The organism is Caldicellulosiruptor diazotrophicus (genome assembly GCF_017347585.1).
In the GTDB taxonomy this organism is placed as follows: domain Bacteria; phylum Bacillota; class Thermoanaerobacteria; order Caldicellulosiruptorales; family Caldicellulosiruptoraceae; genus Caldicellulosiruptor; species Caldicellulosiruptor diazotrophicus.
This window is the reverse complement of sequence record NZ_AP024480.1, coordinates 1,061,868-1,084,270: the sequence shown is the minus strand read 5'-3', so window position 1 is coordinate 1,084,270 and position 22,403 is coordinate 1,061,868. Positions and strand designations below refer to the sequence as shown.

At 34.1% G+C, this 22,403-nt stretch carries 17 protein-coding genes, 1 tRNA gene and 1 pseudogene; 2 read left to right on the top strand and 17 right to left on the bottom strand.

Features of this window, described 5'->3' with window-relative positions:
- Nucleotides 1–25: 25 nt before the first annotated feature.
- The 3 genes from mutL to miaB are packed head-to-tail and all read right to left on the bottom strand — an operon-like array spanning nucleotide 26 to nucleotide 5,802.
- Nucleotides 26–1,795, bottom strand: a complete 1,770-nt coding sequence (gene mutL / locus CaldiYA01_RS05140; protein WP_207182157.1) for a DNA mismatch repair endonuclease MutL — start codon at nucleotides 1,793–1,795, stop codon at nucleotides 26–28.
- The gene (mutS, locus tag CaldiYA01_RS05135; RefSeq protein WP_207182156.1) at nucleotides 1,792–4,383 is read right to left on the bottom strand and encodes a DNA mismatch repair protein MutS; all 2,592 of its coding nucleotides are present in this window, start codon (nucleotides 4,381–4,383) and stop codon (nucleotides 1,792–1,794) included. Before mutS ends, mutL begins: the two co-directional genes overlap by 4 nt.
- A gap of 3 nt (nucleotides 4,384–4,386) precedes the next feature.
- Nucleotides 4,387–5,802: a tRNA (N6-isopentenyl adenosine(37)-C2)-methylthiotransferase MiaB gene (miaB, locus tag CaldiYA01_RS05130; protein ID WP_207182154.1), complete on the bottom strand. Its 1,416-nt coding sequence runs from the start codon at nucleotides 5,800–5,802 to the stop codon at nucleotides 4,387–4,389.
- A 173-nt stretch (nucleotides 5,803–5,975) separates the two neighbouring features.
- On the opposite strand from miaB, the gene CaldiYA01_RS05125 reads away from it, so the two are divergent.
- Nucleotides 5,976–6,173, top strand: coding sequence for an alpha/beta-type small acid-soluble spore protein (locus tag CaldiYA01_RS05125; RefSeq protein WP_013403131.1), 198 nt, complete (start codon nucleotides 5,976–5,978; stop codon nucleotides 6,171–6,173).
- A 58-nt stretch (nucleotides 6,174–6,231) separates the two neighbouring features.
- Here CaldiYA01_RS05125 and CaldiYA01_RS05120 read toward each other — a convergent pair whose 3' ends face one another.
- The 9 genes from CaldiYA01_RS05120 to CaldiYA01_RS05080 form a co-directional block, all read right to left on the bottom strand.
- A complete protein-coding gene (locus tag CaldiYA01_RS05120) occupies nucleotides 6,232–6,663 on the bottom strand; it encodes an ACT domain-containing protein (protein ID WP_207182151.1) in 432 nt (143 codons plus the stop codon).
- 65 nt (nucleotides 6,664–6,728) lie between these two features.
- Nucleotides 6,729–8,030, bottom strand: coding sequence for a phenylacetate--CoA ligase family protein (locus tag CaldiYA01_RS05115; RefSeq protein ID WP_207182734.1), 1,302 nt, complete (start codon nucleotides 8,028–8,030; stop codon nucleotides 6,729–6,731).
- 2 nt (nucleotides 8,031–8,032) lie between these two features.
- Nucleotides 8,033–8,626, bottom strand: coding sequence for an indolepyruvate oxidoreductase subunit beta (locus CaldiYA01_RS05110; RefSeq protein WP_207182149.1), 594 nt, complete (start codon nucleotides 8,624–8,626; stop codon nucleotides 8,033–8,035).
- A 4-nt stretch (nucleotides 8,627–8,630) separates the two neighbouring features.
- Nucleotides 8,631–10,367, bottom strand: coding sequence for an indolepyruvate ferredoxin oxidoreductase subunit alpha (gene iorA, locus CaldiYA01_RS05105; RefSeq protein ID WP_207182147.1), 1,737 nt, complete (start codon nucleotides 10,365–10,367; stop codon nucleotides 8,631–8,633).
- Nucleotides 10,368–10,389: 22 nt separating this feature from the next.
- Complete coding sequence (locus CaldiYA01_RS05100) at nucleotides 10,390–11,691, bottom strand: phenylacetate--CoA ligase family protein (RefSeq protein ID WP_207182145.1); 1,302 nt, start codon at nucleotides 11,689–11,691, stop codon at nucleotides 10,390–10,392.
- Between the two features lie 153 nt (nucleotides 11,692–11,844).
- Entirely contained in the window at nucleotides 11,845–14,439 is a 2,595-nt protein-coding gene (gene clpB / locus CaldiYA01_RS05095; protein ID WP_207182143.1) for an ATP-dependent chaperone ClpB, read from the bottom strand.
- Nucleotides 14,440–14,520: 81 nt separating this feature from the next.
- On the bottom strand, nucleotides 14,521–14,967 hold the full coding sequence (locus CaldiYA01_RS05090; protein WP_207182140.1) for an Hsp20/alpha crystallin family protein: 447 nt from the start codon (nucleotides 14,965–14,967) through the stop codon (nucleotides 14,521–14,523).
- 183 nt (nucleotides 14,968–15,150) lie between these two features.
- The gene (gene nrdR, locus CaldiYA01_RS05085) at nucleotides 15,151–15,612 is read right to left on the bottom strand and encodes a transcriptional regulator NrdR (protein ID WP_207182138.1); all 462 of its coding nucleotides are present in this window, start codon (nucleotides 15,610–15,612) and stop codon (nucleotides 15,151–15,153) included.
- On the bottom strand, nucleotides 15,609–17,282 hold the full coding sequence (locus CaldiYA01_RS05080) for a sensor domain-containing diguanylate cyclase (protein ID WP_207182136.1): 1,674 nt from the start codon (nucleotides 17,280–17,282) through the stop codon (nucleotides 15,609–15,611). The genes nrdR and CaldiYA01_RS05080 overlap by 4 nt, the downstream gene beginning before the upstream one ends.
- 332 nt (nucleotides 17,283–17,614) lie before the next feature.
- Here CaldiYA01_RS05080 and CaldiYA01_RS05075 point away from each other — a divergent pair.
- Nucleotides 17,615–18,320: pseudogene (locus tag CaldiYA01_RS05075) on the top strand (IS1634 family transposase); the annotation flags it as partial.
- 237 nt (nucleotides 18,321–18,557) lie between these two features.
- Here CaldiYA01_RS05075 and CaldiYA01_RS05070 read toward each other — a convergent pair.
- The 5 genes from CaldiYA01_RS05070 to CaldiYA01_RS05050 all read right to left on the bottom strand — a co-directional run bounded on the left by CaldiYA01_RS05070 (nucleotide 18,558) and on the right by CaldiYA01_RS05050 (nucleotide 22,320).
- A tRNA-Leu gene (locus CaldiYA01_RS05070) sits at nucleotides 18,558–18,644 on the bottom strand.
- 70 nt (nucleotides 18,645–18,714) lie between these two features.
- Entirely contained in the window at nucleotides 18,715–19,824 is a 1,110-nt protein-coding gene (locus CaldiYA01_RS05065; protein ID WP_207182134.1) for an ABC transporter permease, read from the bottom strand.
- Nucleotides 19,825–19,853: 29 nt separating this feature from the next.
- Nucleotides 19,854–20,576 carry an ABC transporter ATP-binding protein gene (locus tag CaldiYA01_RS05060; RefSeq protein ID WP_207182133.1) on the bottom strand — a complete coding sequence of 241 codons (723 nt, stop codon included), beginning with the start codon at nucleotides 20,574–20,576 and terminating at the stop codon, nucleotides 19,854–19,856.
- Between the two features lie 31 nt (nucleotides 20,577–20,607).
- Nucleotides 20,608–21,705: an HlyD family secretion protein gene (locus CaldiYA01_RS05055; protein ID WP_207182132.1), complete on the bottom strand. Its 1,098-nt coding sequence runs from the start codon at nucleotides 21,703–21,705 to the stop codon at nucleotides 20,608–20,610.
- A 3-nt stretch (nucleotides 21,706–21,708) separates the two neighbouring features.
- Nucleotides 21,709–22,320, bottom strand: a complete 612-nt coding sequence (locus tag CaldiYA01_RS05050) for a TetR/AcrR family transcriptional regulator (protein WP_207182131.1) — start codon at nucleotides 22,318–22,320, stop codon at nucleotides 21,709–21,711.
- Between the last annotated feature and the right edge of the window lie 83 nt (nucleotides 22,321–22,403).

Sequence of the window (22,403 nt, the reverse complement as noted above, 5' to 3'; positions counted from 1 at the left end):
CTTGTTGCCCCACCTACATTGAGATTTATACAATTCTTTTAAACATTTTTTCAATATCTTTTTTGGTAATTTCTACTACAACTGGTCTTCCATGCGGACAGTGAAAAATTTCTTTTTTAATAAGCACAAGTTCAACTATTTCTTTTTTCTCTAAGTCTGAAATTTTACTATTTCCTTTTATCGCTGCTCTGCAAGCGATTCTTTTTAGCAGGTCCTCAGAAATTCCTACAAGACTCTTATCTCCAACCATTTGTTCGTATATCATCTCTATTACATCAAGCAAAAATACTTTATCGATGCTCTCAGTTAGTATAGTAGGCCAAGTTCTCACTACTATTTCATTTTTCCCAAAATCCTCAATTTCAAAACCCATCTTTTGAAAGACAAAACGGTTTGAAAGCACAAACTCTTTTTGGGAAGATGAAAGCTGAATAATAACAGGAACAGCCAATACTTGGCTTTGAACGTTAGAAGAATAAATTTGGCCCTTTAAATCCTCAAATAATCTTCTTTCGTGCACCGCGTGCTGGTCAATAAGGTATAGGCTGTCATTACCTTGCACAATGATATAGGTATCAAAAGCGTAACCAACAATCTTGTAATTTCCTGTATCATATTTTACAAAGCTCCGCTGCTCAATTACAACTTCTCTGGGCTCATAAGAAAACATTTCGAATAAATTTGGGTGTTCGGAAATAACTAAAGATATATCATTTGAGTTTGCAGACAAAACATCAATGTGTTTTCGTTCAAGTTCAGCATCATTTGCGTCATCAACTTTGAACAAATCGACTTTTGCAATCATTTTCTCCGATTTTAATGAGTCTGTTATGGCTTTATAAACGGTGTTATAAACAAATTGTTCATCTCTGAACTTTACCTCAAGTTTTGATGGATGGATATTCACATCAATCTCAGAAGGTGGAATTTGCACAAACAGAAAAACTATTGGAAACCTTCCTGTTATAACTGAATTTTTAAATGCTTCATCAATACATGACGAAAGAAGTTTGCTCTTGATATATCTTCTGTTGACATAAAAGTGATAACCTGAGCGTGTTGCTTTGCTTACAGTTGGATTTACAAAATAACCCCATACTTTTAGAGATTCTTTCTCAAGAGAAAAATCAACAAGATTTTTCACTATTTCCATTCCAAATATTGAAGCAATAACAGATTCAATCTTATTATCTCCTGGAGTAAAAATCTGTCTTTTGCCATCTGCCTCTGCCCGAAATGTAATCTCTGGCCAAGCAATTGCAATCTTTTCAAGCACTTCAAGACAATACTTTTGCTCAGTGGAAGGAGATTTCAAAAATTTCAGTCTTGCGGGAGTGTTGTAAAAAATATCTTCTACAACAACTCTTGTTCCTTCCTTAAAAGGACAAAGACTTTTAGAAATGACCTTACCACCTTCTACTTTTACTATGCACCCTTGTTCTTCTTCTAAATGCTTAGAAACAAGTGTCACCTTTGATACACTTGAAATTGCACAAAGCGCTTCCCCTCTAAATCCCATTGTTTTGATGCTGAATATATCCTCCAAAGACTTTATCTTGCTTGTTGTATGTCTTTCAAACACATATTCTATATCATCAGAGTGGATTCCTTTCCCATTATCATATACCTCAATTCTCTTTATTCCACCTTTTTCTATTTTAACATCAATCAAAGTTGCGCCAGCATCAATTGAATTTTCCAAGAGTTCTTTGAGGCACGATGCTGGTCTTTCTACAACCTCACCCGCCGCTAAGATGTGAGTCAGCTGTTCAGGAAGTTTGTAAAGTTCTCTCATATCAATTGCCTCTCTTTGGCTTTAATTATTTCATGTTTGAGCTCACTTAAAATGTTTAAAGCCTGAATAGGAGTTATATTTAAAATATCAATCTTCTCAATTTTGTCTATTATCTCTTCTTTTTTATAGGAAAAAAAATCTATCTGCTCAGTAAACTCCTTTTTAATTTCTCTTCTGAGCTTTCTGATATTTTTTCTATTTATATCAGCTTCTTCAAGCTGTTTTAGAATTTCCTCAGCCCTTTTTAACACCTCTTCTGGAATTCCTGCAAGCCGTGCAACATGAACCCCATAACTTGAGTCACATCCACCCCTAACAATTTTCCTTAAAAATATAATGTTTCTTCCCTCTTCCTTGACATCAACCCTGTAGTTTTTTACACCTGGAATCCTTTCTTCAAGCTCTGTTAGCTCATGGTAATGAGTTGCAAAAAGGGTTTTTGCTCCAATTTTAGATTTATCAGCAACATACTCTAAAACTGCCCATGCTATGGAAAGTCCGTCATATGTGCTTGTTCCCCTCCCCACTTCATCAAAAATTATAAGGCTTTTTGGCGTTGCATTTTTCAATATATTTGCCACCTCGGACATCTCCACCATGAAGGTACTTTGCCCAGATGAAATATCATCAGATGCTCCTATCCTTGAAAAGATTTTATCCACTATACCAATGTGTGCCTCATCAGCGGGTACAAAACATCCAATCTGGGCCATTATAACAATTAAGGCTACTTGTCTCATGTATGTAGACTTACCAGCCATATTTGGACCAGTTATAATCAAAACTCTGTTTTCTGTCTGATCAAGTTCAGTGTCATTTGGAATAAAATTGCCTCTGCCTATCATCTTTTCAACAACTGGGTGTCTTCCATTTTTAATATATATTCTATCTCCTAAGTAAACATTTGGCCTGACATATTCATTGTCAATTGCAATATGAGCAAATGAACTCAAAACATCCAAAATAGCAATATAGCTTGCTGTCTTTTGAATTCTTTCAATTTGATTCTCAATTTTATCTCTTATTTCACAAAAAATCTGGTATTCAAGTTCTATGAGTTTCTGATCAGCACCCAAAATTTCATCTTCCAATTTCTTAAGTTCCTCTGTTATATATCTCTCTGCATTTGCAAGAGTTTGTTTTCTAATATACCTGTCCGGAACAAGAGAGTAGTTTGACTTTGTCACCTCAATATAGTAACCAAAAACCTTGTTATAACCAATTCTGAGATTTTTTATGCCTGTGAGGTTTCTCTCTTTTTCTTCATATTGAACTAAAAGTTCTTTGCTATTTTTGGATATATTTCTTAATCTATCCACTTCTTCATTGAAACCATCTTTAATTATTCCACCCTCTTTTAGGGTCACAGGTGCATCCTCATTTATAGAACTGTCAATAAGTGCATATAAATCTTCTAATGTGTCAAGCCCTTTATATATCTCTTTTAATAATTCTGAATCAAATGAAAAAAGGAGTTGCTTTAAATTTGGCAACACTTCAATCGATCTTTTTAGACTTAGTAAATCTTTAGCATTTACATTCTTATATGCAAATTTTGAGGAAAGTCTTTCTATGTCATATATCTTACTCAAAAGCTCCTCTATCTGCACCAAAATGGAATAATTTGATTTGAGCTCTTCAACACTATCAAGCCTTCTATTAATCTCAATTACATCAATAAGAGGTCTTTCTATCCATTTTTTTAATAATCTTGAACCCATTGAAGTTTTTGTCTTATCTAAAATTCCAAGAAGGCTATTTTTTTTAGATCGCTGAATAATACTTTCTGTAAGTTCCAAATTTCGCTTTGTATTTATGTCAATTTGAAGGTAGTTTTGGACTCTATAAAATTCAAACCTTTTTATATAATCAAATGAAATTTTTTGGGTCTCTGTTAAATATCTTAGTAAATTGCCAACGCTCAAAAGTAGCTTCTCATCGATTTTACCAACATTTATTTGATTTTCAATAATTTCACGGCACTTTTGTAAATCTACAAATTCTATCTTCTGCACAAAAGAAACGCAGTTTTTCTTCAAAAAATCATAAAGCTCATCTTCTATATCAGAAATTAAAATTTCACTGGGACTGTATTTGCCAATTTCGTTTACCAGTTTCTGAAGGTCCACTTCAATAAGGCAAGAGTACATCTCACCAGTTGAAACATCTACAAATGTCAATGCAAATTCAGACCTGTCTTTTGATATACAACAGATGAAATTATTAGCTTTTGAAAGATTTTCGTCAATAAATGTGCCTGGAGTTATTATTCTTGTAATTTCTCTTTTTACAATTCCCTTTGCAAGCTTTGGATCTTCCACCTGTTCGCAGATCGCAACCTTGTAACCTTTTTCGATAAGCTTTGCAATATAGCTTGTCGCAGAATGGTATGGCACACCGCACATAGGAGCTTTTTCATTGTTTCCACAGTCTCTGCTGGTTAAAGCTATTTCAAGTTCTTTAGATGCCACAATCGCATCCTCAAAAAACATCTCATAAAAATCGCCAAGCCTAAAAAATAAAATACAATCTTTCACCTTTTGTTTAATCTCCATATACTGCTGCATCATAGGGGTTAACTCTTGCATAATCTAAATCACCTCGCCGTACAGCCAATGCTCAGCAGCTTCTAAAATTTTTACATTTACAAACTTAAACATAAACTCCTCAGAACATTTCACATTGACAACCTTATTTGTTCTTGTTCTTCCAACAAGCAAATTATTTCTTTTAGAATGTCCATCAATAAGAATTTCGTATGTTCTGCCAAGCATTTGCCTGTTCTTTTTCAAGGCTATCTCTTCAACAAGTTTTACAAGACGTTGAAATCTTTGGTGTTTTATATCATCTGGTATTTGATTAGACATTTTTTCAGCGGGTGTTCCTCTTCTTTTCGAATAGATAAAGGTATATGCAGAGTCAAATTCTACTTTTTTGCACACATCAAGAGTATCTTCAAAATCTTCATCTGTCTCTCCCGGAAAACCTACAATAATGTCAGTAGTAATTGCTATATCAGGAATATTTGTTTTTAGCTTTTCAACAAGTCTAAGATAATCTTCTTTTGTATAGTGCCTGTTCATAGCCTTCAATATCCTTGTTGACCCTGACTGAACAGGCAGATGTATATGTTCACAAACTTTTTCCAAATCCCTCATAGCAACAATAAGTTCATCTGACAAATCCTTGGGATGAGAAGTTACAAATCTAATTCTCTCTATTCCTTTTATTTCATTTACCTTTTCAAGCAGTTCAGGAAAAGTAATACTATCTTGTAAGTCTTTCCCGTACGAATTAACGTTTTGCCCCAAAAGAGTAACTTCCTTTACTCCATTTTGAGCAAGCTGTTCAATTTCATAAATAATCTCTTCAGGTCGCCTGCTTCTTTCTCTTCCTCTCACGTATGGAACTATGCAATAAGAGCAAAAGTTGTTACATCCATAAATTATATTGACAAACGCACTAACTCCCTGCCTTCTTGCAGTTGGAATTCCTTCAACAACCACATCCTCATCTTCTGAAACGTCAATAACGGTTTTTTTCTCCGTAATAGCAGTGTAAAGAAGTTGCGGAAATTTATGAAGACTCTTTGTCCCAAATATTATATCCAGAAATGGGAACAATTTTGCAAGTTTTTGTGCAACTTCAATCTGCTGCGGCATACATCCGCATACACCAATTATTAAATCAGGCTTTTTATCCTTTAATCTCTTTAAAGGTCCGATATTCCCATATACTCTTGATTCTGCATGTTCTCGTACACTACAAGTGTTAAATATAACCAAATCCGCTTCTTGAATGTTTGGAGTTTCAATGTATCCCATTGCATTTAGCATTCCCGCCAATTTTTCAGAATCATGAACATTCATCTGACAGCCGTATGTCACAATGTGATATTTCTTATTTTTGCCATTTGCAAGGTAATACTCTGTATTCATTTTTTCAATCTCTTCAACAAATCGCGCCTGTGTTCCAAAATCTATATAATAAATGTTTTTGTTTTCCAATTTAATCCCCCTCAAAACATTTTTATTTGACAAGCTTTATTATAGCATTTTATTTGTCAAATTATAATATCTTAAAGCCTCCCATTTTTTTCTTAATATTTCTTTGATACTTGGTGCACACTTCTTTATTGAAAGCACAAAATTTTCTTCAACAAAAAGGGAGGAAAACTAAAATGCCAAGAAGAAAAAGACTTGTTCCAGAGGCAGCACCCCAACTTGACAAATTAAAACAGGAAACTGCCAGTGAAGTTGGTGTAACTCTTGACAACTATAATCCTAACATTACTGCAAAACAGGCGGGAACTGTCGGTGGGTATATGGTTAAAAAGATGATACAGGACTATCAAAATAGGGCAAAAAATCAACAATAACAAGACGGGGAGGAAAACCAAAACTTTCCTCCCCATCTTCTCAATTAATAGAATCAAATTACAATGCATATACCTCTTCAGCTGGAAGTATTTTTACATTGTTTTCTTTTAGCACTTCAATTGCCTCATCAGCTTTTTCTACTTTTAGTATAACAAGAGCCTGATCGCTAAGCTTTCCGACAAAAGCATACATGTACTCTATCCCTATGTCTTTTTTGTAGAGTATCTCAAGAACCTTTGCAAGCCCTCCTGGTTTGTCTTCTACAGCAATCGCAATTACATCTGTTGCCGATACTGTAAAACCATTTTCTTTTAAAACCTGCAAGGCTAAATCAGGCTTATTAACAATTAGTCTCAAGATACCAAAATCGGTTGTATCAGCAATTGACAAAGCTGAGATGTCTATATCGTGTCTACCTAATATCCCTGTCACTTCTGCAAGCCTGCCTGACTTGTTTTCTAAAAAAACTGAGATTTGCTTTACAAACATTTTTATTACCTCCTACAATCACTAATCTACCACTTCACCTATTATATTGATACCCAATTTTTTTACTATATTTTTCTTTTGTCAATAACTCTTTTGGCCTTTCCTTCACTTCTTTCAATTGTCTTTGGTTCAACAAGTCGAACCTTTACAGAAATTCCAAGCGTCTCTTCAATAGCCTTTGTTATTTTCTTCTCAAGTTGCTCAAGTTTTTTGACCTCATCAGAGAACATTCTTTCAGAAACTTCCACTAATACTTCAAGAACGTCAAGATTGTTTATCCTGTCAACAATCAGCTGATAATGCGGTTCAACCTCACCCATCTCAAGAAGGACACTTTCTATCTGAGATGGGAAAACGTTGACACCACGGATAATTATCATATCATCTGTTCTGCCAATCACCTTTTCCATCCTCACTAAGGTTCTTCCGCACTTGCACCTATCATAGTGAAGAGCAGTTATGTCTCTTGTTCTATATCTTATAAGTGGAAGTCCTTCTTTTGTAATTGTTGTAAAGACAAGTTCCCCATATTCTCCCTCACCTAAAACCTCTCCTGTTTCGGGATTAATTATTTCAGGTAAGAAATGGTCTTCATTTATATGCATTCCACACTGATATTCACATTCAAACGAAACCCCAGGTCCAATTATTTCAGAAAGACCATATATGTCATAAGCTTTAATATTCAGTTTTGACTCTATCTCTTTCCTCATATTTTCTGACCACGGCTCTGCACCAAATACCCCTGACTTTAACTTTAGCTGAGATTTGTCAATTTCCATCTCTTCCATAGTCTCAGCAAGATAAAGAGCGTATGACGGTGTACAAGCCAAAACTGTTGTTCCAAAATCCACCATAAGCTGAATCTGTCTTCTTGTATTGCCAGATGAAATTGGTATTACTGAGGCCCCAATTCGCTCTGCCCCGTAGTGAACACCAAGCCCACCTGTGAAAAGACCATAACCATATGCTATCTGGACAAACGAGTGTTTGTCAGCTCCAGCTGCCACAAGTGTCCTTGCCATGACCTCAGACCAAATACCAATATCATGTTTTGTGTATCCGACAACAGTAGGTTTGCCTGTTGTTCCAGAAGAAGCATGAATTCTTACAATTTCGCTCAAAGGTACTGCAAAAAGGCCATACGGATAGTTATCACGCAAGTCCTGTTTTGTAGTAAATGGAAGTTTTTTTAGGTCGTCCAAGCTCTTTATGTCTTCAGGAATAATGCCACGCTCTTGCATCTTTTTTCTGTAATACGGCACACTGGTATATACTCTTTTCACAGTTTCAACAAGTCTTTTGAACTGAATCTCTTGCAAAGTACTTCTTTCCATGCACTCAATATGTTCATCCCAATATCTCATCTTCACTTTTCCACCTCACACATTTCTATTCTTCTACCAAGTTCAAATGCTTTTAAATTAATTTCAATAAACTCTTTTTTTACATTCCTCTCTATAGACTTTTTAAATAAAGCCTCATCTATATCCAAAAACCTGCTAAAAAATCCCAACATCAGTGTGTTTTGAACCCTTGAATTTCCTAACTGAGAAAGCAGCTTTTTGACTTCAACCCTACAAGCCTTAACACCAACTGTTTGCAAGATTTTTTCTACATCAGGATATTCATAAGCTCCTGTTATTACACTCAGAGGAGGAATTTCATAATCTGAATATATTAAAATGCCATTATCTTTCAGAAATTCAAGCCATCTCAAACTTTCTAATTTTTCGAACGCCAAAATATAATCAGCTTCTGCTCTGTCTACAAGAGGTGAGAATACTTTTTCACCTGCCTTTACATATGTAACTACACTTCCACCTCTTTGAGCCATACCATGGACTTCAGAAATTTTTACATCGTTTCCAGCATTTAATAAAACTTCTCCCAAAATTTTGCTAAATAATATATTTCCCTGACCACCAACACCAACCACCAATATATTTATGTTCTTTTTCATGCAATCACTGCTCCTTTTGACTTGAAATTGCTCCAAATTTACAAACATCCTCACACATTCCACATGCAAGACATAAGTTAGCATCAATTGTAGGTTTATCTTTTAAGGAAATAGCGGGACAGCCCAAGCTCAAGCACAATCTGCAATTCTTGCATTTTTCAAAATCAATATATCTTTTTGAAATTGTAAATTTATACCTTCGATGCAGCCTGCATGGTGCTTTAGCAATCACAACCTTAACACCTGGGAGGTCTAATAATTGCTTTATTTTTTCTACATTTTCCTTTATTTTATACGGATTTATTTCCTCTACTGCAACGCAGCCTAAGGCTCTGCAAAGGCTCACTATGTCAAGTTTGTAAGTTGGCTCTCCCTTTATTGTATATCCTGTTGCAGGATGGTCTTGATGCCCTGTCATTCCAGTTGTTGAGTTGTCCAAAATCATAACAAGTATATCAGAACCATTGTATACAGCATCAATAATACCTGTTATCCCTGAGTGAACAAATGTAGAATCTCCAATCACTGCGATAACCATTTGCTTTTTATCTGATGCATTTGATATTCCGTGCGCCATTCCAATACTTGCACCCATGCAAACGCAACTGTCCATTGCATTAAAAGGAGATAGTGCCCCTAAGGTGTAACATCCAATATCCCCTGTGATGATAACATCTTTTAGCCTGCTTAGAACATAAAAAATTCCTCTGTGTGGACAACCAGGACAGAGCACAGGAAGTCTTGGAGGAAGTGTTTGTTTTACTTTGTATGGAACCTCAATTTCTTTATTCTCCACCGCCCTTTTTATAAACGATGGTGAATATTCTCCTGTCAATTTGAAAATTTCTTTTCCTACAATATTGTTTATCCCCATCGCTTTTATGTTCTCTTCCAAAAATGGGTCGAGCTCTTCCACTACATACACCTTTTCAAATTGAGAACAAAAATCTTTTATTAGTCTTTCCGGAAGTGGCCACACCATGCCAAGTTTCAAAACCCATGCATCAGGATAAGCTTCTTTGACATACTGGTAAGCTATCCCAGAGGCAATGAAAGCCATTTTCTGTGTTCCTTGTTCAACCTTGTTAATTCCAATTGTCTCTGAAAATTCTTTTAAACTTTTTAATCTTTTTTCTACAAATTCATGACGTGGACGGGCCATTGCAGGCATCATGACATACTTTTGTATATCTTTTTTGTATTTAAACAATACATCTTCTCGAGGTCTTTCTTCTACAATAGATTGAGAATGAGCAACTCTTGTGGTAAGACGCAAAATTACAGGAGTATCAAACTTTTCACTTATCTCAAAACCAATCTTGACAAAATCAATACATTCCTGACTATCAGCTGGTTCTAATACAGGCACTTTTGCAGCTTTTGCTATATTTCTGGTATCCTGCTCGTTTTGGGACGAATGCATACCTGGGTCGTCTGCAACAGCTATCAAAAGCCCGGCATTTACTCCTGTGTAAGATGCAGTAAAAAGAGGGTCTGCTGCTACATTCAAGCCTACATGTTTCATTGAACAGATGGCTCGTTTGCCATATATAGCTGCACCAATTGCAACCTCAAGCGCTACCTTCTCGTTTGGTGCCCATTCACAATATATTTCATCATACTGGGCTATAGCTTCTGTAATCTCTGTTGAAGGGGTTCCTGGATAAGCTGTTGCAACCTTAACTCCTGCTTCATAACATCCTCTGGCAACAGCATAGTTCCCAAGCAAAAGCTTTTTCAATTTTTCTCAGCCTCCATTACTTTTAATTGGTTTTATTTCTCAAATCAATTACTCTTTTTGCCTTTCCAGTAGTCCTCTCAAGAGTTTTTGGTTCAACAAGTTTTACCTTAACATTTAACCCTAATACAGTAAATATCCTGTGCTTTATCTTGTTTTCTAATTTTTCAAGTTCAGCATATCTTTCTAAAAGCTTTCCATCTACAAGCTCTACATGAACTTCTAAATCATCCAAATATCCTTTCTTTGTAACAACAAGTTGATAGTGAGGACCTATACCTTCAATTCCCATCAGAACACTTTCTATCTGAGATGGAAACACATTGACACCTCGAATTATGAGCATATCATCTGTTCTTCCTTTAACAGATGTCATTCTCACATTTGTTCTTCCGCACTTGCAAGGCTCATATATCAGTGATGTAATATCTCTTGTTCTGTATCTTATAAGAGGCATACCTTCTTTTGTAATGGTTGTCAATACAAGCTCTCCTGTTTCTCCTTCTTCAAGAACCTCTCCTGTGTCGGGATTTATTATCTCAGGATAGAAATGGTCTTCATTTATATGTAACCCTTCTCTATACTCACATTCTCCAGAAACCCCCGGACCAATTATTTCAGAAAGTCCATAATTTTCTGTTGCAAAAAGTCCCCAATTCTTTTCAATCTCTCTTCTCATCTCAACTGTTGAAGCCTCTGCACCAAAAAGACCCAATCTTAGCTTTATCTTTGACTTATCAATGCCAAGCTCATTTGCAACCTCGTCCATGTAAAGTGCATAAGACGGTGTACATACCAAAACTGTAGCTCCAAAATCCTGCATAACCATAAGCTGCTTTTCAGTATTACCACTTGAAATTGGAATTACTGTTGCACCAACCCTCTCTAACCCCTGGTGAAGCCCAAACGCACCAGTGAAAAGACCGTAACCAAAGGCAATTTGAGCAATATCATTTTCCCTAACACCTGCTGCTGTTACTATTCTTGCAACAACCTCTGTCCACACTTCTATGTCATGTTTTGTATATCCTACAACGGTGGGCTTACCTGTTGTGCCTGAGGAGGCGTGAATTCTAACAATTTTTGAAAGAGGAACGGTAAAAAGACCATACGGATAGTTTTCTCTCAGGTCATCCTTAGTTGTGAAGGGAAGAATACGAATATCTTTCAAAGTCTTGATATGATGTGGCTTTACTCCTATCTCATCAAATTTTTTGCGGTAAAAAGGAACATTTTCATAAACCCTTTCTACCGTTCTTTTGAGTCTCTCAAGTTGTAATTCTTCATACTGCTTTCTATTGAGTTTTTCATATTCAGACCATATCATTCCGATCTACCATCCTTCCTACCTTTTATGTATAAATTCAAGTATACAAAAACCACAAACTTACTATGTATTATATTTTAATATTTTATCTTTTTCAAGCAAAAACCTAAAAAAAAAGTCCATGTCAAATCTCACAAAATGTTTGACATGGCTTTACCTTACTATAACAAACTTTTCATTTTCAATATCTATATTAACACTGTCACCTTCTATAATGGTTCCCTTTAAAATTTCTCTTGCTATAAGTGTCTCAACATTTTTCTGCAAGAACCTTTTTATTGGCCTTGCACCAAAGTTTACATCAAAGGCATTTTCCATAACAAACTCTTTTGCTTTTTGTGTCAGCCTAATTGAAATTCCTTTTTCTATTAGTTTTTGCTGGATTTCTTCAACTCGAAGGTCAATAATTTTTATAATCTGTTCTTTTGTGAGAGGTCTGAAAATTATTATCTCGTCAAGCCTGTTTAAAAACTCTGGTCTAAAATGTAATTTTAATTCTCTATCTATTAGTTTTCGTGTCTCATCATCTATTTCGCCATTTGAAATTTTGGCATTTAAAAGATATTCACTTCCCAAGTTAGAGGTCATTATTATTATCGTATTTTTAAAATCTACAGTTCTCCCCTTAGAATCAGTAAGTCTTCCATCATCCATTATCTGAAGAAGAATATTAAAAACATCTCTATGAGCTTTTTCTATCTCATCAAAAAGCACAACAGAATAGGGCTTTGTTCTAACAGATTCTGTAAGCTGACCTCCTTCTTCATATCCTACATATCCCGGTGGTGCTCCAATCAAGCGTGAAACTGAATGTTTTTCCATATACTCTGTCATATCAATTCTTATCATACTGTTTTCAGAGTCAAAGAGAGCCTCAGCTAACGCTCTTGCAAGCTCTGTTTTACCAACACCAGTTGGACCTAAGAACAAGAAGGTGCCTATTGGTTTTCTCGGGTCTTTTATCCCAGCTCGTGCTCTCATTATTGCATTGCACACAGCTTCAATTGCTTCATCCTGACCAACAACACGTCTGTGCAAAATTTTGTCAAGCTCTAAAATCTTTTGCCTTTCTGTCTCTACAAGCTTTGCAACAGGAATCCCTGTCCACTTTGATACAATCTTTGCAATCTCTTCTTCTGTTACCTCCTCTTTCAAAAGTCTTTTTTCTGGCGGTATTTTTTCTAATTCTTGACGTTTTTTCTCTAAAGATTTTTGTAGCTCCATGAGCTTACCATATTTCAGCTCAGAGAGTTTATTTAGGTCATAGTTTCTTTCAGCCTCTTCAATTTGAATTTTAATATTTTCAATCTCCTCTTTTATCCTTCTTATCTCTTTTATCAGATCTTTCTCATACTCCCACTGCGCTGATAGTTCATCTGCCCTGCTTTGAAGTTGTGCAATTTCTTTTTCAATCTCCTCTATGCGCTGCTTAGTGCTTGGATTCTCTTCTTTTTGTAAAACATTCTTTTCAATCCTTAACTGCATAATTTTTCTTGTAATTTCATCCAATTCTGTAGGCATAGAGTCTATCTCTGTTCTCAAAAGTGCAGCTGCCTCATCAATCAAGTCTATTGCTTTATCAGGTAAGAATCTATCTGAAATATACCTATCTGCAAGCTTTGCCGAAGCAATTAAAGCGTCATCTGTGATTCGGACACCGTGATGAATTTCGAATCTCTCTTTAAGTCCTCTCAAAATTGAAATGGTATCTTCAACAGATGGAGGATTTACTAAAACAGGCTGAAATCTTCTCTCAAGTGCAGCATCCTTTTCTATATATTTTCTATACTCGTCAATTGTTGTTGCACCGATACAATGTAACTCTCCTCTCGCCAGCATGGGCTTTAAAAGGTTTCCTGCATCCATAGCACCTTCAGCTTTTCCTGCTCCAACTATGTTGTGTATTTCATCAATAAAAAGTATTATTTTACCTTCTGAAGCAATAATTTCATTTAAAACAGCTTTCAGCCTTTCTTCAAACTCTCCTCTGTATTTTGCACCTGCAATGAGGGCACCCAAATCAAGAGCAAAAATTGTTTTATTTTTGAGCCCCTCTGGAACATCACCTTTTACAATTCTTTGTGCAAGTCCTTCAACAATAGCAGTTTTACCAACTCCAGGTTCACCAATCAAAACAGGGTTATTTTTTGTCCTGCGTGAAAGTATTTGGATAACTCTTCTTATCTCTTCATCTCTTCCAATTACAGGGTCAAGTTTGCCTTTTCTTGCAAGTTCGGTAAGGTCTCTTCCATACTTTTTTAAAACCTCATAAACTTCTTCAGGATTTGGATTAGTTATTCTTTGATTCCCCCTAATTTTATAAAGAAGCTGTAAAAATTTTTCGCGTGTAATTCCATATTTTCTGAATATACTCTTAGAAGAAGGGATATCTGAGTCTATCATAGCTAAATAAACATGCTCAACGCTTATATATTCGTCTTTAAACTTTTTTGCTTCCTCTTCTGCCCTGATTAAAATCTCGTTTACATATCTATTTACGTATACCGTTGAAGCACCAGGTCCGTATACCATTGGAATCTTTTTCAGCTGCTCTTCAATATCTCTTTTATAAAGCTCTATGTCAATACCCATGTTTTTAAGAATCTTTGCTACAAGTTTATCATCTTCATTCACAAGCGCATAATGGAGATGCTCTGCTCCTATTTCCTGATGCTTGTAAACAATAGCTGTATTTTGAGCATCTAAAAGAGCTGTTTGAAGACTTTGAGTAAACCTTTCCATATTCATCTCAAATCAACACCTCGCATAAAAAATATAATCACAGTATAAAACAATCAGGGAAGGTCTTTACCTTCCCTGAGAATTTGCTTATTCTATATCGATTGTTCTTACGTTAGGTTTAGAAGGTCTTTCTTTTGGAAGTACTATTTTCAAGATTCCATCCTCATATTTTGCTTTTATACCATCTTCTTTCACATTGTCAAGATAAAATGTTCTGGAAAATGCACCATATCTTCTTTCTCGTCTTATAAAGTTTTCTCTCTCTTCTTTTTCCTCTTTCTTTGTCTCTGCTTTTATTGTAAGTTTGTTATCATAAAGTTCTATCTTAATATCCTCTTTTCTCACTCCTGGAAGTTCTGCTTCTATAATATACTCATTTTCGGTCTCCTTAATGTCAGTCCTCATAAATCTTGTGCCTTTTTCAAAAGGTGTAAAGAAATCTTCAAACCACTCATCAATGTCAAAAAACTCTCTTTCAATTTTCCTCATAATGTCAAAGGGCCTTCTTCCAAATGGAACTATGTCTCTGAGCATCTTACATCACCCTCCTCTTTTCTATTTTTTATTTTTAGGATAATTTTGATTTTGACTATCTTTGACTTTCAATTACTATTATATACTTTTTTCTTTCTCTTTCAATTTTCAAATTTACTCAAAATCAATGATTTATTGCGATTTTTCTTACTCTATCTATATTTTTCTCGTCTTCTCTTAAGATTATTCTATCTTTTCTGTTAAAAGTTTCTGAAGCTCTTCTATAAAGGTATTTATATCCTTAAACTGTCTGTAAACAGAAGCAAACCTTACATATGAAATCTCGTCAATCTTTTTGAGCTTTTCCATAACCATCTCGCCAATTTCTCTTGATGAAATTTCTTCACGCATAGAATTGTAAATCTCATTTTCAATCTCTTCTACAATTTTATTCATCTGTTCGATAGAAACAGGTCTTTTCTGGCAAGCTTTTATAATTCCATTTAAAATTTTATTTCTGTCAAATTCTTCTCTTCTATTATCTTTTTTAATAACTAAAATTGGCTGTTTTTCTATTTTTTCGTATGTGGTAAACCTTTTTTGACACTTTAGACATTCTCGCCTTCTTTTTATAGTTCTTCCTTCATTAGTAGGCCGTGTATCAACAACTTTACTATCTTCATATCCACAAAAGGGACATCTCATATTTTCATCTCCAATTCCTGATTATATACTACTGTGCAATTTTTCCCACTACTTTTTGCCCTATACATAGCAACATCTGCACATTTTATCAAGTCCTTCACATTCTCAGCATGTAAAGGATAAGAAGCAATACCAAAACTAACTGTAACCCGTGTCTGAATCAAATTATCTTCTATTATTTCATTTTCAATAGCCCTTCTTATTCTTTCAACCACCTTATATGCCTCACTACTTTCAAGATGATTAAATACTATTATAAATTCTTCACCTCCATAGCGTGCAACAATATCTCCCTTACGTACCCTTTCTCTTGCTATTCTAACTATTGTTTGTAAAACCTTGTCCCCAAATAAATGACCATAAGTATCATTTAATTTTTTAAAGTTGTCAACATCAAAAAGAGCAATGCTAATTGGATATCTTCCTGCAGATGCCTGAATCTCTTTTTCCAATACTTCGTAAAGATAGATTCTATTGAAAGCACCTGTTAGTCCGTCAACCATAGCCATTGACCTCATCTGCTGATACAAACTTGAGTTTTCCAAGGCAATTGAGACTTGTGCAGCAATTGATGTTAAAAACCTAAGATTGTCTTCTGTAAAGACATCCTCAAATATATGTTCGAGTAGTATTATGCCATATTTATCATTTTTTGTCGCCAACGAAGCATACATTATCGACTTTGTTGCTCTTCCATTTATAAAAGGACAATCTTCACTGCTTACCTTGTTTCTATAACCATTTTCACAATTTAACGCAACATTTTTTAGCCATTCTATATTCTCCTGTTTAAAACTTTCTTTTTGTTCCTTTTCAGGAAGATTAGAAAATGCAACGTAAAGCTCTGTTTTTTCTTTATTAAATAACAGTATAGAACTTTTGTCAACACCTGTGACTCCAATTAGAACATCATTAACAAATTTTAAAAGTTCATTTGTATCAAGTATTTGTGTTATTATTTTACTAATTTCTTGAAGATTAAAAAATTCGCCAAGAGATATGTTAAGTCTTTTGTTAATTTCCTTTAAATAGCTCAATTCTCTTTCTAATTCTTTTATTTTTATATCCTTTGCTTCACTAAGTTTTTGCTGGCTTTTAAAATTTTCTTCATACTGTTTTAGTTTTAAACTAATTTCATTGGTCTGGCTTTTTTCATAAATCTCAAGTTTACTAGAATATGATAACCAAAAAATATAGAAAAGAATATAAAATAGGTTCCTCAAATCTACACTGCTAATATTGTTTGTAATAAAATCAAGAAATATAAAAAATATATATGAAAAAATTAGTATCATTGTTACCTGCTTCAGGTTTTTTACATTTATTCTTTCAACATAAAGCAAGAATACAAGCGATATGACAAACATTAAATCAAAAAGCCTCTCATATCCGAAAAAGAACACAAGATTTATAACTTCAAAAAATTTTAAATACCTGAATATTTCTTCATTAATCTGTTCATCATTATTAAAAAGCCATCTCTTAAATATATTGTAAGCTGAAGATATAAATAAAAATATTAGAGGAACAAGCCACTGTGAAAAAGAAACAATTTCTACTGATGTTGAAAAAAATAGCTTATCAAAAAGTAAGTACACTGCAATTGATAAAATTAAAAACCATGAAATTTTTATGTACTCTCTTTCAATTGCAATTTTTTCAGCACTCACAAGCCTTCCTCCCATTTATAGCAATCCATTGTCTACAAGTTACAACTTTTTTTTTTTTTTTTTTTTTTTTTTTTTTCAATTATGTTATTTATTTACATATACCAAAAATACACCGCAAGTATACTTCTCTTTTATTATATTACATCTCACAAGCTATGTCTATAAAAAGAGATGACAAACCTTTGAAAGGAATTAATGGAATAATTGTATAAGCTTCCGAGTTTTGCAGCAAAAAAATGATTATCAAAATTTAAAATGCTTGATTTTATCGAGATAGAAAAGCAAAAAAATTTTAAACTTTTTAGCAAATTTTTATGGCATTTTCTGGCAAAATGTGGCATAATACTATTAATTCTGAGGTAGCTAAATTATTTCTGAAAAAAAGTACAAACCGTAAAACCGGTAGAACTTATCTCTCAATTGTAAATAGCCACTATGATTAAGAAACTAAACAGTCTCGAACAGCTACTGTCCGCTCCTTAGGCTATCTTGACAAACTTCTAAAACAATATGATGATCCCACCGCTTTTTTCACCGAAGAAGTTCGTAAAATGAACCAAGAAATGAATAAAGAAAACTCTACCATCAATCTCAAAATTTCTTTTAACGAAAATATGCCTTTAAATTATTGTGCATTAAAAAACCTTGGCTATGCAGCTTTAAGTAAAATTTATTATGAGCTTGAGATAGACAAGTTCATAAAAAATAAACAGCGATACTCAAAAGAAAAATATGACGCAAATGCTATTTTAAAACTTTTGGTATATTCTCGTTTGCTCTTTCCTGCATTTAAAAAGAAAACTTTTGAAAATAAAGATATTTTCTTTGAAAATTTTGACTTTTCATTAGACGATGTATATCGAAGTTTATCACTACTTAATAAACATTGTGATGCACTTTTGCTTTGGATTCATGAACGTATAAAGAAACTTTATAACCGCAATACAGAGCTTGTTTACTATGACGTTACAAATTATTACTTTGAGATTGACAAGCAAGATGATTTAAGAAAAAAAAGGTGTATCAAAAGAACATCAAAAAAGTATATTGTACAGGGGATAGGGACAAAGGCTTTCAGAAGAATACGTTTGAGAAAATATCACTAAAAATAATAATTTTTCATTATTTAAAAACAACAATAAACTTAGTTAAAAATTAAATTTATTTGAGTCTTTTGTTTGTCATTATCATTTTTACCACTCCAAAAAACAAAAGCCTCACCACAGCACAAATCTGGTGAGGTCTTTTCTCTATATTCACTACTGATTTTTTATTTGGTGCGGATGGGGGGATTTGAACCCCCATGGGGAGAGCCCCACAAGATCCTGAGTCTTGCGCGTCTGCCAATTCCGCCACATCCGCAAAAATTCACGTTCACCTTAATATATTTTAAGCTATTAACACATGTTCTGTCAATATTATTAATTTAGATTTAATCAAGCTTTTTTGAAAACTTCTTTACAGAAACCAGCAAAAGAAGTATTCCAAGAAACACTAATACCAATACTTCTTTCCAAAGTTGTTCAACTCCTATTCCTTTTAACACAATCCCACGCAAAATTATAAGAAAATAAGAAAGAGGAACAAAATTCCCTAAAAACCTTATCACATGTGGCATTGCTTCTCTTGGAAACATAAAACCTGAAAGTAGAACGCTTGGAAGTAAAAACAAAAGTGCAAGTTGCATTGCCTGAAGCTGGGTCTTCGAAATAGAAGAGATAAGCATTCCTATCATAAGAGCACACAGGACAAATTCCAATCCAAAGAGCAAAAGTAATAGTATACTGCCTCTCACTGGTACTTTAAACCAAGCAACACCAAATAATAGCGCCACCAAAAAATCTCCAAATCCAAGAAATATATAAGGTACAAGTTTACCCAATATCAGTTCAATTGATTTTATAGGTGTTACAATCAGCTGTTCAATAGTTCCCTTTTCTCTTTCCCTCACAATAGCAAAAGCAGTTAATATTATTGTTATGTTCTGCATTATCAAACCCATAAGACCAGGGATTGTAAAAAGTTCACTTTTCATTGAAGGGTTGTACTTAACTCTTGTTCTCAAATCAATAAAAGGTTTATTTAAAATACTATGGGTATACATATTTTGTATTGTTAAAATACCACTTGTAAATACTGTCTTGGCTATTGTTGGGTCTGTACCATCAACAATGAATAAAATTTGTGGACTTCTTTTTTGCTTAAGTTTTGTAGAAAAATCTGAAGGAATAATTAGGGCAGCTTTAATTTTTCCGCTGTCAAGCCACTCATCAATTTCATTCTGATTCTGTGCAAATAAATCTGGTTTAAAATACCTGGTATTCTGAAGGTTCCTTATAATTTCTCTGCTTTCAAGAGTATTTGACATATCAAGTACGCCGATTACAACATTCTCTATATCCATTTTAACAGCGTATCCAAAGAGCATAAGCATAATAAACGGTGCTACAAATGCCAAAACAAAACTTGCTTTGTCTCTTTTTATTTGAATAAATTCTTTTTTAGCAATAGCAAAGAACCTTCTTGGTGAAAATCCTCTCATAACAAACTAACACCTCTTTTTGAACACTTTTACTCAGAAAATACCTTCACAAAGACATCCTCTATGCTGTCAGACATATACTTTTTCTTTACATTATAAGGCGTGTCAATCTCTTTTAAAATTCCATTGAACATAAATGCAACAACATCACATCTTTCTGCCTCGTCCATATAATGGGTTGTTACAAGCACTGTCACACCGCTGTTTGAAAAAAATTTTATCATTTCCCAATATTCCTTTCTTGAAATGGGGTCAACTCCTGCTGTGGGCTCATCCAAAATCAGGATTTGCGGATTATGCAGTGTGGCACATGCAAAAGCAAGTTTTTGTTTCATTCCGCCGGATAAGGTACCGACTTGTGACTTTTCCCTGCCTTCAAATTTGAAAAGATTTATAAGTTGTTTCTTTTTTCTCTCAATTTCGTTTTTTGAAAGACCATATACAGCTCCATAAAAATTGATGTTCTCTTCAATTGTCAAATCCTCATACAAACTAAATTTTTGAGAAACATACCCAATATTTTGTCTTACTTCTTCAGGGTATTTAGAAACATCCTTTCCAAGAACTTCAACATAACCCTCTGTAGCTCTTAATACTCCGCAGATTATTTTTATAGTCGTGGTTTTCCCAGAGCCATTAGGGCCAAGCAGTCCAAAAATGCAGCCCTTTTGAACCTCAAATGAAATATTATTCACCGCAACAAATCTACTGAATTTCTTTGTAAGTTTTTCAATTTTTATAGCTTTGTCCAAATCAACCTTCACCTGCCTTTCTAAAAATGATTTACAAGATTATATCTACAATCATCCCAGGCTTGAGTATCTCTTTATTCTTTGTAACATCTATCTTTACCATAAAAACCATTTTTTGTTTTTCTTCTTTTGTTTCTACATTTCGCGGAGTAAATTCAGCTTTATCGGAAATATATACAATCTCTCCATATGCTTTCTGCCCATCTTCAGAGACAATACTTACCTCTTTCCCTATCTTTACTTTTCCAAGCTTAGTCGAGGGTACATAAATTTTAAGGTAGTAGTGGTCAAGAGAAATTTGAGCTACAAAACTGCCAGGTCCAACAAATTGACCTTCTTCAACGCCCTTTATCGAAATAATACCATTTGCTGGTGAAATGATGGAGGCTTTTTTTAGATTTTCCTCACAAAGTTTCAAGTTCCCTTCTGCTATTTTTACATATTCCAAGGCTTGTGAATAATTCTTTTGAGCGATTTCGACTAATATCGCATATATTGACTTGTCTTCAGGCATTACATTCTCGTTTTTTACCATTTGAAACTGAGCTTCAAGAGATTTAATTTGATGTGCCACACTTTCATTTTGCGCCTCCAAGGAATTCAGCTGAATTTTCAGTTCAGTCAAAGTTTTAAGTATTTCAGTGTCTGAAACCCTGATGGTTTTTAAATCTTCAATAGCTTTGCGAAGCAGAGAAATGTTCTTTGCATTTCCTTCCTTAAGCGCTTCAAGTTGGAAAATATTCTCTTTCAACTGATCTAACTGATATTTAGATGGCTTTTCGTTTACAAGAGAATATTTAAGCTTTGCAATTTCAAGATTTTCTTTTGAAATTTCAGAAGAAATCTTTGCAATTTTAAGATTGTACAAAGATAAGTTTTTTTGAATTTCCAAAACACTACTATCTAGTTTGGCTATTACATCTCCTTTTTCTACTTTAGAACCTTCCTCAACATACACCTTTTCTACCCTGCCGGCAATTTCACTATTTATATCTAAGCTTTTTACCTCAACTGTTGACGAATAAATATCTTCACCACTTTTTGCTTTACATCCTGTCAAGAAAAACAAAAAAATTATACAAAAAGATGAGAACAAAACCAATTTTGTTTTGATTTTTATACTTGCCATTTTTTACTCCTCCCCAATTGCTTTTTTGAATACCAAAAGTACATTGTTAATCTCTTTATCCAGTTCATCTTCAGAAGTCTCAATCCCTAAAATGTATTTCTGAATAAAAAAAGTCAATACCGTCCCTATCATTACCCTTGAAAGACCCTTTGCCATATCAGAACTGATATCAGCTTTTTGCATAAGTATTCTTTCAATAAGCTGCTTTGCTTGACAGGTTTTGGGTACCATTTTTTCACTTACCTCTTTTTTTAAAAGGTCATTGTATTGTATTTCAATCAACACAAGTTTGAAAATATCAATATTTTTTTCTACCATCTCAAGTCTTTCATATATTAATGACTTTATAAAATCTGGAGTTTTTAAAGCCATACTCTTTTCAATATTTTCTTTTAATGGTAAAAGAGCAACCTGGCTAAGAATCTGTGTCACTCCTGCCTTGATAACCTCTTTGAGAAGGGTTTCTTTGTCTTTGAAATACTTAAAAAGTGTGGCCTCAGAAACTCCTGCTTCCTTCGCTATTTGAGCTGTAGTTGTAGCAGCATAACCATTTTGAGAAATAAGCTTTATAGCTGTTTGGATTATTTTGTTTTTTGTTACTTCACTCTTTTTCACTAATTTCTCACCACCTTTTACTAAGTAAGTACTTACTCACCTTCTATTATAAATTAATTAGGTTATGAATGTCAATTCCGAAA